The sequence below is a fragment of the Microbulbifer sp. TB1203 genome (genome assembly GCF_030997045.1).
Taxonomy (GTDB): Bacteria; Pseudomonadota; Gammaproteobacteria; order Pseudomonadales; family Cellvibrionaceae; genus Microbulbifer.
The window spans coordinates 5,043,567-5,056,150 of record NZ_CP116899.1 but is presented as its reverse complement, the minus strand read 5'-3'; the positions used below and the strand labels follow the sequence as shown (position 1 = coordinate 5,056,150).

The window sequence follows — 12,584 nt, the reverse complement described above, 5'->3', positions numbered from 1 at the left end:
ATTTATGGCCAAAAAGAAAAAGGCACCGACCTCCAATACCATCGCCCTCAACAAGAAGGCCCGCCACGATTACTTTATCGAAGAGAAGTTCGAGGCAGGCCTGGAGCTGCAGGGCTGGGAGGTAAAGAGCTGCCGCGAGGGCAAAGCCCAGCTCACCGACAGCTACGTAATCTTCAAAGGCGGCGAGGCCTGGCTGCTGGGCGCGCGCATCCAACCGCTTCCCAGCGCCTCCACCCACTTCGTCACCGAGCCGGACCGCACCCGCCGGCTGCTACTGAAGCGGCGCGAGTTGCACAAACTGATCACCGCCGTGGAACAGAAGGGTCACACCATTGTGGCTACCGCGCTCTACTGGAAAAAGCACCTGATCAAGTGCGAGATAGCACTGGCCAAGGGCAAGGCCAAGTACGACAAACGCGAAACCGAAAAAGAGCGCGACTGGGACCGCCAGAAACAGCGGGTATTACGCAGCGACAATCGCTAGCCCGCGCTTTCAATTTCGAAGAAGAATAACGACGAGATAAGCTATGAGTGCACCGCGAGGACAATTCAGTTCCAATGTCGGCTTCCTGATGGCCGCAGCGGGCTCCGCCGTGGGCCTGGGCAATATCTGGGGTTTTCCCACCAAAGCCGCCAGCAACGGCGGCGCCGCCTTTGTGGTGGTCTACCTGTTTATGGCCTTCCTGCTCGCCTACCCGGCACTGATGGCGGAACTCACCATCGGCCGCCACGCGCGCCGCAATATGGTCCAGGCGTTGCGCGGCATCGCCCGCGGCCCGGTGACCCGCTTTCTCGGCGGCCTGACCGGGTTCGGCGGCATTCTCGTGGCCTCGCTGATCCTCAGCTTCTACGCCATCGTCGCCGGCTGGATGGTGGCGCACCTGGCGGCACCCTTCGCCACCCTGGCCGGCGCCGGCGGCGCCGCGGACTGGCTCACCGGCGACAGCGCCCTGCGCAATCTCACCGCCACCGCCATCTTCAGCGGTCTCACCATGCTGATTATCGCCAGTGGTGTGGAGAAGGGGATCGAGCGCTGGTCCACCCTGCTGATGCCGTCGCTGATCCTGCTGCTGCTGTTGCTGATCATCTATGTGCTGGCCCAGGACGGTGCGATGGAGGGCCTGGAAGTCTATCTGATGCCTGACTTCAGCCACCTGTCGCCGCAGCTGATGCTCTCCGCCATGGGCCAGGCCTTCTTCTCCCTTTCCCTGGGCGTGGGCACCATGCTGATCTACGGCTCCTACCTCAGCCGGGAAGAGAGCCTGCCGCGCCTGGGTGCACTGGTAACCCTGATCGACGTGGGCATTGCCTTTACCGCCGGCCTGCTGATCCTGCCGGCGATGTACGTGGCCCAGGAGGCGGGCACCCAGATCTTCTCCGAGAGTGGCGAACTGATCGCCGGCCCGGGGCTGATCATGCAGGTACTGCCGGCCCTGTTCGAGACCATGGGCACCGCCGGGCTGTTCGTGGCCATCGCTTTCTTCGCGCTGATGGTGATCGCTGCCCTCACCTCCTCCATCTCCATGCTGGAAGTCCCCGTGGCCTTCGCCATCGAAAACCTGGGCATCGGGCGCCGCCTGGCCACCCCGCTGGTGGGGCTCGCAATCTTCGCCATCAGCAGCCTGATCATCTTTAACTTCGACGCCCTGTTCGGACTGGTGGTCAGCATCAGCACCGAGTACGGCCAGCCGATACTGGGCGTGGCCCTGTGCATCTTCGCCGGCTGGATCTGGCGGCGCGACCAGTTGCTGGCGGAATTGGAAAAGGGCCACGAGAACGTGGAACAGACCCTGTTCTGGAAGGTCTGGCCCTGGTATGTGCGCATCGTCTGCCCGTTGCTGATACTGGCGGCCTTCGTCCAGTCAGTTTTCTAACCCGGGAGCGCCGAGCTCCAGCTCGGCAAGCGGGCCGCGGGCCCGCTCCCGACTACCCATCCACAAATAGCCCCCCGGCACCTGTTGCCCCACCCCCGATTTTGGTATACTTCGCCTACACGAATGTGTTTCTTATCGGGGATGACTTGGATTCGACGCCGGTGACGAAACCATGGGTGCATGCCGTGATGGCAGCCAATCACGTAAATCCAAAGCTGCAATTTATTAGTTGCCAACGACGACAACTACGGTGCCCAACTGGCTGCGTAAGCAGCCCGTGAAGCACTACTAAGGGTTCGCCCTTAGCGGCCTTCGGTAAGGTTCCAGTACCGCGCTGCAGGCTGTCATACAGAACTGGATCGCCCTGAACCGTGCCTGTCGGGGATCGGCTAAAACTTTCACAGGCTCGCCAATTACGTCTTGCCCGTCGGGCTGTATGCGGCTAAATCAATTGACGGAACTAAGCATGTAGAGCCTCTGGCAGAGTGCTGACGGACGCGGGTTCGACTCCCGCCATCTCCACCAATCAACAAAAAGCCCACCCCGGAAGGAGTGGGCTTTTTTGTTGAATTGTGCGGCGGCAGCTGCACAGTCTACCCGTCGCGACAGTTGATAGAGGCACCGTTTTGACGTACATTACATTCATCTCAACGGCCCCTTGCGGAGGCGATTCACCATGAGTGCGACCACAGACGCCAAACAAGACCGGATCAACCTCCGGTTGAAGCACAATGCCAAGAAAGTGCTGGAGCGCGCCGCGAGCTTCGAAGGCAAAACCGTCAGCAACTTTATCCTCACCAGTGCCCTGGCCCGTGCCGAGAAAACCATTCAAGAGCATGAAATGATGAGCCTGAACGCCCGGGATTCCGAGGCCTTCTTCAACGCATTGAACAAACCGGTCCGCTTCAACAAAAAACTGGCAGCCGCCCTCAAAGAACATGATCGGCGCACTACCGGGAAATGACCGACTACGCCAGCCTCGTTATAACGCCACTGAACAATCACCACGACAGGCCCGGCTTCCACTGCGGCAATACCTCCCTGGATGACTACATCCGAAAGCAGGCTCGACAGGATGTGAAACGCCGAGTCAGCAAGGTGTTCGTGGCGACAGAAGAGAGTCACCCGAGCACCATCGTGGGTTACTACACCCTTTCCACCCTGTCGATTGAACTCAATCAACTGCCGGAGAATCTCGCCCGCAAGCTACCCCGCCACCCGATTCCGGCCGCTTTACTCGGCAGACTGGCGGTCAGCCAGGCCGCGCAGGGGCATGGGGTGGGCCGAGTGCTGTTGGCCGATGCCTTAAAGCGCACGCTGGCCGCGAGCGATGAAATCGCCATCTATGCCATGGTGGTCGACGCTATCGACGAAGATGCACAAAGTTTTTACGAACAGTTCGGATTTGCGCGGCTCGCTACCGATAGTCGCCGCTTGTTCCTGCCACTAAAATCTCTGTGACTGCTCCCCGCCCTATCTGCGGGGCTTCCAACTGCACGGGTAACAACCGGCGAGCAACCAGGTTCACGCGAGCCCTCAGCGGCAGAGACCAACAGTCCTTCGGCCTTAAGTTTTAAAGTACCCTCTACAAAAAAGCCCACCCCACAAGGGGTGGGCCTTTTTGTGCATGGGATAAGATTTGCCGCGCCCAGAAATGACAAAGGCTCCACTAAGGGAGCCTGATCACAGCTTCGGCAGAGCTTGTCATCGCCGATTGCCGAGCGTGGCGAGGCCAAGGCGATGGTAGTTACCAGCAGCCGCAAGGAGGCGGTGCGCTATAAGCTGGCCTTTGACAAATATGTGCGGGAAAAGGGTTACAAGAACGTCAGCGCCATGGTGGCCTTCTCCGGCGAGGTGATCGACAAAGAGCACAGCGCGGAGCCATTTACCGAGCGCAATATGAATCCCGGCCTCAAGGGCCGCGATATGCGCAAGGCTCTATTGCGATACCTGGCGTATCGTCGATATGGAAATGTGGGACGCGGACTACCTGGACATGGAAGTGCGCGCCTTCCTGACCATCCATCGCGATCTCACTGGCAAATTCCAGTTCGGGCTGGTGGGCGGCGAACTGGACGGATATCTGGAAGCATTGGGCGATGAAACTCGCTTCGATTTCTCCTGGTCCGGGTTCGACGAAATGGATCCTGTCAGCGGGCGCGGATGGCTGCTTCTCGATGGCGATACCGCTCGGGGCCGTTTTTATTTTCATTTGGGGGACGACTCGGGTATCACTGTCGAGCGCCGACACTAACCACTGCACACTGGTAACAGACGCATCATGATTATATTCCACAGCACCTGCTTCCCCATCGGCTTCCTCATAACACAGGCCGGGGCCCACCGGTCCCGGCCGGAAAATGAGGAAACCCCATGTACCACCGAGACAGACACAAACGCGCCCTGCGGCGCCACCACCGCGCGCGGCTGAAAGCCAAACGCCTGTATTACTATGGCGGTTATATCGGCACGCTACGACCGCAGCAACGCCGTCGCCATCTCGGCATCCTGGCTCGCACAGCCAAGCTCTGCAGCTGCTGGATATGCGGTAACCCCCGCCGCTACTTACCGGCTGAGCGTACGAACCAAGAGCGCTGCATCGCCGAGCGGGAGCGTTGCGGCTGGGCGGAACTTTACCGCGACTGAGCCGCACTGACCGAGCTGCGCCCATAGACCTGCCCGGCGAAAGTGCTCACGCGCGGCGGGTAGCGCACTGTTCGACTCCCTCCAACCCCCTCCAACCCCCGCCCACTCCGAAAGGAGTGGGCTTTTTCGTTGATCTGTGAAGAGGTGGTTCGATTAACATGCGCAGTGTGTTAGGACGGCCATAGGCCTCCCTGATAGGGGTGCATAGCACCAAATCTCTCCATCATCCCTACCCCGCTCAGTCCGAACTTCTCTTCCAAAAGATCGAAAAAATCGTGATAGGGCACATGTATTCCAGCAAACAACTTGCAGCGAATGGCTCAAGCAACCTAGGATAAGCCCGCTACACAACTGCAGGTTATCGATAGGCTGAGGAAATCTGAGGAGACAGGGACTGTGATACAACGGGTTCTGATTATCGGCGGTTATGGAAACTTTGGCCGTTTTATTGCCAAACGCCTGGCGCGCAACGCGGATGTCCAACTGATTATCGCCGGCAGGAACCGGGAAAAGGCCCATGCCCTGGCTGGTCAGCTCGACGCGATCAATACCCCCGAGGCAACCCAGATTGATATCACCTCGGGCTTGGCCGACAGCCTGGAGCAGATTGCACCGGATATCGTGATCCATACCTCTGGCCCTTATCAGCTGCAGGATTATAAAGTTGCCAAAGCCTGTATTGACCATGGGTGCCACTATATCGATCTCGCCGATGGCCGGAATTTCGTTAACGGTATCGCAGAACTCGACCGGGCGGCGAAGGAACGTAAACTGCTTATTTGCAGCGGCGCCAGTTCCGTTCCAGCACTATCCTCCGCCATCATCGACCAATATATCGATGAATTTGGGACACTGGAGCGCATTGAATATGCGATTGCAACCGCACAGCTGACCAATCGAGGACTCGCCACCACCCTGTCGGTTCTGAGCTACGCCGGAAAGCCATTCAAAACCTTGATCGAGGGGAGGATGCGCGATGTCTATGGATGGCTCGGTTTGCGCTTTCGCAAGTTCCACGGCCTGGGGAGCCGGCCGTTGGGAAATTGCGATATCCCTGACCTGGATCTTTTCCCAAAACGCTATCCGTCGCTAAAAACCATCCGCTTTCGCGCCGGCCTGGAACTCAAACTCCTTCACCTGATCCTCGCAGCCATGTCGTGGCTGGTGAGCCTTCGGCTCTTTCCTTCACTTTCCAGGATGGCGCCGCAACTTCTGAAAATTTCCAGGCTGTTCGATATTTTCGGCGACGACGGCAGCGGCTTTTATATGGAACTGACCGGAAGAACTGCCGAGGGAAAGACACGGCGGATCTTATTTGAAATCGTGGCCCGGCACGGCGACGGCCTGTATATTCCCTGCATCCCCGCCATTCTAATGACCCAGAAGTTGATCCGCGGTGAAACCACCGATACCGGCGCTCATCCCTGCATAGGCTTTATCGACCTCGACGAGTATCTCGCCGGGCTCTCGGACCTCAATATTCAATGGCAAACAAGTCGCCACAACCTTTAAAATCTGTTTTTCAGATATGACGACTCCGAAAACTTCTGACAAGATTACTTTACGGTACGCCAGTGTGGGGACGCGATGACACCAAATAACAATTTTGGCCCAGGCCAAACCGTCTCTTTCGGTATCCCCGATGAGAAAGGCAACAACAATGCCCAAGTGATGGGAGATGCTTGCAGCTAATTTCGTTTTTTTAGCTATATTTGATTCTGACTGCGCCACCTATCTATAGATAAATAGGCGGCGCCCCCTGAGCACAGCTAGTCGTCAACCAGGGGATTGCTGCCGCCAGCAAATTCGTAGCGATTACTGACGCCATCCCCATCGGGGTCTTCACTGCCATCCAGCGCGCTGAATTGGTTGAAGCCGTAGTTTGACTCCCAAAAATCAGGCATGGAATCACGGTCGCTGTCCCTGCTATAAAGCGGACTAAGCGGATAGCGGTCCAGGTTGTCATTGACGCCGTCGCCATCGGAATCGGCACTATTCGGGTCGGTACCCAATTTGAACTCCTGCAGCGGAGTCAAACCGTCAGTGTCTCCGATATAGGGATCGTTGGCATCCCAGGCCCCAAACTGGTCCAGCCCGTTGGCCAACTCCCATTCATTGGGCAGGCCGTCCCCGTCCGCATCCAATCGATAGCGATTGTCCACCGGGGCAAAGTCCTCGCCATCTGCAATACCGTCAGCATCCGAGTCGGAAGCTTGCGGATCAGATCCTATTTCGAACTCGGAAAGATTGCTGAGCCCATCGCCGTCGAAATCCTCAACGGCGTCGTGCGGGAATTCGTCGCTGAGAAATTGATATTGCAGCTCGAATGCGCCGGGCAGGCCATCGCCATCCTGATCGCTGTGGTAACTGGCGTTCAGCGGCCACAAGTCCATTCCGTCGGCGATACCATCGCCGTCGGTATCCGCCAGATCTACCCGGCTTCCGACCAGATACTCCTGCAGGTTTGAAAGCCCGTCAGCGTCAAAATCCGCGGCCGCGTCTGCCGGGTTGAACGGAGAGAGGCCATGGGATTCCTCCCATGCGTTGGGCAGGCCATCGCCATCGTCATCCCGGGCTTTCGTCGGATCCAACGGCCATTGGTCTTCGCCGTCCGGTTCACTGTCGTTGTCGGTATCCGGGTTGTGGGGACCGGTGCCCTGTTCAAACTCGCGGCGGTTGCGCGCGCCGTCGCCGTCCGGGTCTTCGCCGCCGTCGTAGGTGTTGCTGTCGTTGAAGCCGTACTGCATTTCCCAGGCTTCCGGCATGCCGTCACGGTCGCGGTCGAAGCGGTATTTGAAGTCCAGTGGGTAGCGGTCTGTACCGTCCGGTTCGCCATCACCATCTGTGTCGTAGTTGCGAGGATCGGTGCCCAGCTGGTATTCCCGCAAGTTGCTCAGGCCGTCGCGCTCGTCGTCAAGGCCGGCATCCAGGGGGTCGTTGTCGTTGAAGCCGTGTTCCCACTCCCACTCATTCGGCAGGCCGTCGCTGTCCTGGTCCAGAGTGTATTTGGGATCGGTCGGCTCCGGGTCTTCGCTGTCCATTGGGCCGTCGTGGTCGCTGTCGGGCTCTTCCGGGTTGGTGCCGGCAGTGTATTCCTGAAGGTTGCTGAGGCCGTCTCCGTCGAAGTCTTCTGCCGCGTCTTCCGGGTAGCTGTCGTTCAGGAAGGGGTATTGCTGTTCGTAGGCTTGCGGCAGGCCATCCTGGTCGAAGTCGTACTTGTAGGCGGCATTCAACGGGACGATGTCTTCGCCGTCCGGCACGCCGTCGAAGTCGCTGTCGTGGAGGTCGAGGCGGGTTCCGGCCCGGTATTCTTCCAGGTTGCTGAGGCCGTCGCCGTCCTGGTCCTGTTCGGCGTCCAGGGGATCGGTTTCATTCAGGCCGTGGGTGATTTCCCAGGCGTCGGGGATGCCGTCGCCGTCCATGTCCCGCGCTTTGCTGGGATCGAGCGGCCACCAGTCGAAGCCGTCCGGTTCGCCATCGGCGTCGGTGTCTGGGTTGTGGGGATCGGTGCCCTGTTCAAACTCCCGGCGGTTGCGCGCGCCGTCGCCGTCCGGGTCTTCGCCGCCGTCGTAGGTGTTGCTGTCGTTGAAGCCGTACTGCATTTCCCAGGCTTCCGGCATGCCGTCACGGTCGCGGTCGAAGCGGTATTTGAAGTCCAGTGGGTAGCGGTCTGTACCGTCCGGTTCGCCATCACCATCTGTGTCGTAGTTGCGAGGATCGGTGCCCAGCTGGTATTCCCGCAAGTTGCTCAGGCCGTCGCGCTCGTCGTCAAGGCCGGCATCCAGGGGGTCGTTGTCGTTGAAGCCGTGTTCCCACTCCCACTCATTCGGCAGGCCGTCGCTGTCCTGGTCCAGAGTGTATTTGGGATCGGTCGGCTCCGGGTCTTCGCTGTCCATTGGGCCGTCGTGGTCGCTGTCGGGCTCTTCCGGGTTGGTGCCGGCAGTGTATTCCTGAAGGTTGCTGAGGCCGTCTCCGTCGAAGTCTTCTGCCGCGTCTTCCGGGTAGCTGTCGTTCAGGAAGGGGTATTGCTGTTCGTAGGCTTGCGGCAGGCCATCCTGGTCGAAGTCGTACTTGTAGGCGGCATTCAACGGGACGATGTCTTCGCCGTCCGGCACGCCGTCGAAGTCGCTGTCGTGGAGGTCGAGGCGGGTTCCGGCCCGGTATTCTTCCAGGTTGCTGAGGCCGTCGCCGTCCTGGTCCTGTTCGGCGTCCAGGGGATCGGTTTCATTCAGGCCGTGGGTGATTTCCCAGGCGTCGGGGATGCCGTCGCCGTCCATGTCCCGCGCTTTGCTGGGATCGAGCGGCCACCAGTCGAAGCCGTCCGGTTCGCCATCGGCGTCGGTGTCTGGGTTGTGGGGATCGGTGCCCTGTTCAAACTCCCGGCGGTTGCGCGCGCCGTCGCCGTCCGGGTCTTCGCCGCCGTCGTAGGTGTTGCTGTCGTTGAAGCCGTACTGCATTTCCCAGGCTTCCGGCATGCCGTCACGGTCGCGGTCGAAGCGGTATTTGAAGTCCAGTGGGTAGCGGTCTGTACCGTCCGGTTCGCCATCACCATCTGTGTCGTAGTTGCGAGGATCGGTGCCCAGCTGGTATTCCCGCAAGTTGCTCAGGCCGTCGCGCTCGTCGTCAAGGCCGGCATCCAGGGGGTCGTTGTCGTTGAAGCCGTGTTCCCACTCCCACTCATTCGGCAGGCCGTCGCTGTCCTGGTCCAGAGTGTATTTGGGATCGGTCGGCTCCGGGTCTTCGCTGTCCATTGGGCCGTCGTGGTCGCTGTCGGGCTCTTCCGGGTTGGTGCCGGCAGTGTATTCCTGAAGGTTGCTGAGGCCGTCTCCGTCGAAGTCTTCTGCCGCGTCTTCCGGGTAGCTGTCGTTCAGGAAGGGGTATTGCTGTTCGTAGGCTTGCGGCAGGCCATCCTGGTCGAAGTCGTACTTGTAGGCGGCATTCAACGGGACGATGTCTTCGCCGTCCGGCACGCCGTCGAAGTCGCTGTCGTGGAGGTCGAGGCGGGTTCCGGCCCGGTATTCTTCCAGGTTGCTGAGGCCGTCGCCGTCCTGGTCCTGTTCGGCGTCCAGGGGATCGGTTTCATTCAGGCCGTGGGTGATTTCCCAGGCGTCGGGGATGCCGTCGCCGTCCATGTCCCGCGCTTTGTCGGGATCGAGAGGCCACCAGTCGAAGCCGTCCGGCTCGCCGTCGTTGTCGGTGTCCGGGTTATTCGGATTGGTAGCCAGTAAGAATTCGTAAAGGTTGCTTAAAGAATCGCCATCAGAATCCATGCTGGCGTCACTGGGATTGTGATCATCAGCTCCGTTCATGGACTCCCACATAGCCGGGATTCCGTCAAGATCCTCATCCCTGGTGTATTCCGCATCCAAAGGAAAACGGTCCTGGCCATCCCAGATACCGTCCATATCTGAATCGTCCAGTCGGGGATCGGTCCCCTGGTTGAATTCATTCAGCGGCGAGACTTCGTCATTGTCACCGTCATAGGGATTCACGATATCGTAAGGATTGGAAGGCGAGAACCCGAATTGCACTTCCCATTCATCAGGCGCGCCATCGCTGTCCTGGTCCCATTGGTATCGAGGGTTGGTAGGCGCTACATCCTCTCCGTCAATTATCCCATCAAGATCCGAATCCGGATTTTCCGGATCGGTGCCCAGTTCGAACTCCCGAAGCGCAGTTAACAGGTCGCCATCAATATCGTCCTGTGCGTCACCCGGATAGTTTTCATCCAAAAAGGGATGCTGCTGTTCGTATTGGTCAGGTAAGCCGTCCCCGTCAAAATCGTGCTTGTAGGCCGGATTCAACGGCCATACATCCAGGCTGTCGATCTCTCCGTCCCTGTCGGTATCGGCCAGGTCGATGCGGGTGCCCAGCTGAAACTCCTGGAGATTAGTCAACTGATCGCCGTCGAGGTCGGATTCCGCATCGCCGGGATCCACAGCCGACAATCCCCGTGCCTGCTCCCAACCATCAGGCAAGCCGTCGCTATCGGCATCATGAGCATAGCGGCCATTGGTCGGCCATGGATCCTGGTCATCGTTAACACCATCCCAGTCCGTATCTTCACGTTCTGGATTGGTCAGAAGCTGGAATTCAGCCAGGTTGAGCAGAAGATCCATATCCCGGTTTGTCTGGGCATCGCCTGCATAGGAGGCATCCAGGCCGTACATAATCTCCCAGTAATCTGGCATGCCATCCGCATCGGAATCCGGTTCATCCGCATAGGACCAGTTACTAAACAGTGTGATCGCAAAGAGTGTGGAAAAAGTGGAGGAAAAAAAGAATGAGAAGAATCGATTGACGAACGAATGGTCCATGGCCTACAGCCCCCAAGTCCTTAAGTATCTTTTATAGATTTCCTGTCAAACTGCACAGGGGCGCAGCCCGGTACAGAAGCAAGGTCGGCTACTATATATCAATGGGGGTCTGCAGAGAAAGAAATTGGATGAAGTGACAGAAGCAAACCAAGCACTGCAATATTTAATTCACAGCATTTGGCCAGTAGTACGTTTTTCAAACCCACATATCAGAAACTATCGATTAGCAACAAAGCACACAGCAACAGCCAAGCCGGGAAACTGCTAGCACTTTCAAGCTGAGGCCGATCACTCCTGCTATCGAACACTTTGCTGAGCACAGTAAACAAGCATCCTCTTACCTCGACCTACTTCTTCATGGAGGAGGTTATGCAGGAAGTTGACAGACATCTGCAGTTGGCCCCTTCATGACTGGGCCAACTCCGCCTTCAAGGCCAATTCGCTCAGACAATGGAGAACCAGGCACTCTGCGAAGCGAGCGTGGAGAATATTAGTCGCACCGGGCCAAGTATAAGCTCTTATTCCAGCGGCGCCCGCACTATGCCACTGCCCACATCCTCTTCTTCAGCGTCTTCGGCCAACGGTGCGCGGTCTGCGCGGGCAACCAACTGCGCGAGCAGCGCGCCGCTCTCAATGCCACCGTTTTGCCGCTTGAGTTTTTCCGCCCACAGCGCCGCCACGCCGGCGGTGTGGGGGGTGGCCATGCTGGTGCCGCTCATGGACACCAGGCCGCCGCCCGGCCGCGCGGAGATCACCCCCACGCCGGGGGCGGACACGTCCACTTCGGTGTTTGAAAACGAGGCCACGCGCAGGCCGTCAGTTCCCTGTTGCAAAGCGCCTACAGCGACGATGCCAGTGCCCGCCGCCGGCGGGGCCACGGCGATTTCGAACTGGGGCCTGTTGCTCTCATTGCCGGAGGCGGCGACGATGATCGATCCATGGCCGAAGGCACCGATGGAGTTCACGAAACCGGCCAGTTCATTGAATAGATTGACGTTGGCGCGGTACTGCTCAAGGGCGATGGAGGTGGCCGGGTTGACGTCCAGCCCCTCGCGGTGCACGAGCTCGTCGACGAAGCCCGGGAAGTCGATACCCAGGGACATGGAGATTACATGGGCGCCCTCCTCGATCGCCCATTGAATGGCATGGGCGATACTCGCGGAAGAGCCGCCGCCCGGTCCCAACACCTTGCCAATCAGCGCGCGCCTGACCCCGGGTGCTACACCGATGCGCAGGCCGTTCACGTTGCGGCCGAAAATGGTCCCGGCACAGTGGGTTCCGTGGCCGTGCTGGTCGTCGTCACTGCCGTCGGTGAAGTTCCTGCGCACCAGTTCCACGCCTTGAAACGCCGGGTGGTCCGGGTCTATGCCGGTATCGAGCACCGCCACGGTGACGCCGTCGCCACTGAACGGCGACTCCGGCGCGCCCACCGCCCTCACGCCCCAGGTCTCCCCACCGGCCTGGGGGTCCGCTACCGCCCCGGACTCGACGGGCTCTATGAGCTTCATCGGCATGGCTCGCGCTATGGCCCGGGTACGCGGGTCGTGCCGCAGGCTCGCGTGCTCGGCCTTGCTCAGGTCCACCTCGGTCAGCGACAGGGTCTCAACCGGCGCATGTGCGATGGCGACCCCACCCATGCTCGCGCTGGCAGGGATCACCGCGCTGGAACTCTGTAATACGATAAATCGCTCGGACATGACCACTCCTCCCGGAAGCTGTGTAAGAACTCCAGCAAGCATAAGAGCCC

Annotated in this window: 9 protein-coding genes and 1 other RNA gene; 8 read left to right on the top strand and 2 right to left on the bottom strand. The window is 59.2% G+C overall.

All coding sequences use genetic code 11. The features are described from left to right. Positions 1–4 precede the first annotated feature (4 nt). The 8 genes from smpB to PP263_RS21415 all read left to right on the top strand — a co-directional run bounded on the left by smpB (position 5) and on the right by PP263_RS21415 (position 6,032). Positions 5–484 (top strand): SsrA-binding protein SmpB, encoded by a 480-nt coding sequence (smpB, locus tag PP263_RS21450; protein WP_308366125.1) that lies wholly within the window; start codon positions 5–7, stop codon positions 482–484. Positions 485–527: 43 nt separating this feature from the next. Next, a complete protein-coding gene (locus tag PP263_RS21445) occupies positions 528–1,874 on the top strand; it encodes a sodium-dependent transporter (protein ID WP_308366124.1) in 1,347 nt (448 codons plus the stop codon). 137 nt (positions 1,875–2,011) lie between these two features. Beyond that, positions 2,012–2,399: a transfer-messenger RNA gene (gene ssrA / locus PP263_RS21440) on the top strand. A gap of 151 nt (positions 2,400–2,550) precedes the next feature. Next, positions 2,551–2,838 (top strand): DUF1778 domain-containing protein, encoded by a 288-nt coding sequence (locus PP263_RS21435; RefSeq protein WP_183456399.1) that lies wholly within the window; start codon positions 2,551–2,553, stop codon positions 2,836–2,838. After that, a complete protein-coding gene (locus PP263_RS21430) occupies positions 2,835–3,335 on the top strand; it encodes a GNAT family N-acetyltransferase (protein WP_308366123.1) in 501 nt (166 codons plus the stop codon). Before PP263_RS21435 ends, PP263_RS21430 begins: the two co-directional genes overlap by 4 nt. Positions 3,336–3,840: 505 nt before the next feature. Continuing rightward, entirely contained in the window at positions 3,841–4,128 is a 288-nt protein-coding gene (locus PP263_RS21425; RefSeq protein WP_308366122.1) for a hypothetical protein, read from the top strand. A gap of 119 nt (positions 4,129–4,247) precedes the next feature. After that, complete coding sequence (locus tag PP263_RS21420; protein WP_308366121.1) at positions 4,248–4,520, top strand: hypothetical protein; 273 nt, start codon at positions 4,248–4,250, stop codon at positions 4,518–4,520. Positions 4,521–4,916: 396 nt separating this feature from the next. Then, complete coding sequence (locus PP263_RS21415; RefSeq protein ID WP_308366120.1) at positions 4,917–6,032, top strand: saccharopine dehydrogenase NADP-binding domain-containing protein; 1,116 nt, start codon at positions 4,917–4,919, stop codon at positions 6,030–6,032. Between the two features lie 257 nt (positions 6,033–6,289). Here PP263_RS21415 and PP263_RS21410 read toward each other — a convergent pair whose 3' ends face one another. Together PP263_RS21410 and PP263_RS21405 are read right to left on the bottom strand one after the other, a co-directional pair. After that, positions 6,290–10,837 carry a hypothetical protein gene (locus PP263_RS21410; protein WP_308366119.1) on the bottom strand — a complete coding sequence of 1,516 codons (4,548 nt, stop codon included), beginning with the start codon at positions 10,835–10,837 and terminating at the stop codon, positions 6,290–6,292. Between the two features lie 518 nt (positions 10,838–11,355). Next, a complete protein-coding gene (locus tag PP263_RS21405) occupies positions 11,356–12,534 on the bottom strand; it encodes a S8 family serine peptidase (protein ID WP_308366118.1) in 1,179 nt (392 codons plus the stop codon). Positions 12,535–12,584 lie beyond the last annotated feature (50 nt).

Excerpts from the sequence above, each read along its gene's own strand:
- smpB (WP_308366125.1), top strand. The coding sequence starts at position 5 with ATGGCCAAAAAGAAAAAGGCACCGACCTCCAATACCATCGCCCTCAAC.
- PP263_RS21425 (WP_308366122.1), top strand. The coding sequence starts at position 3,841 with ATGGAAATGTGGGACGCGGACTACCTGGACATGGAAGTGCGCGCCTTC.
- PP263_RS21430 (WP_308366123.1), top strand. The coding sequence starts at position 2,835 with ATGACCGACTACGCCAGCCTCGTTATAACGCCACTGAACAATCACCAC.
- PP263_RS21420 (WP_308366121.1), top strand. The coding sequence starts at position 4,248 with ATGTACCACCGAGACAGACACAAACGCGCCCTGCGGCGCCACCACCGC.
- PP263_RS21445 (WP_308366124.1), top strand. The coding sequence starts at position 528 with ATGAGTGCACCGCGAGGACAATTCAGTTCCAATGTCGGCTTCCTGATG.
- PP263_RS21435 (WP_183456399.1), top strand. The coding sequence starts at position 2,551 with ATGAGTGCGACCACAGACGCCAAACAAGACCGGATCAACCTCCGGTTG.
- PP263_RS21410 (WP_308366119.1), bottom strand. The coding sequence starts at position 10,837 with ATGGACCATTCGTTCGTCAATCGATTCTTCTCATTCTTTTTTTCCTCC.
- PP263_RS21405 (WP_308366118.1), bottom strand. The coding sequence starts at position 12,534 with ATGTCCGAGCGATTTATCGTATTACAGAGTTCCAGCGCGGTGATCCCT.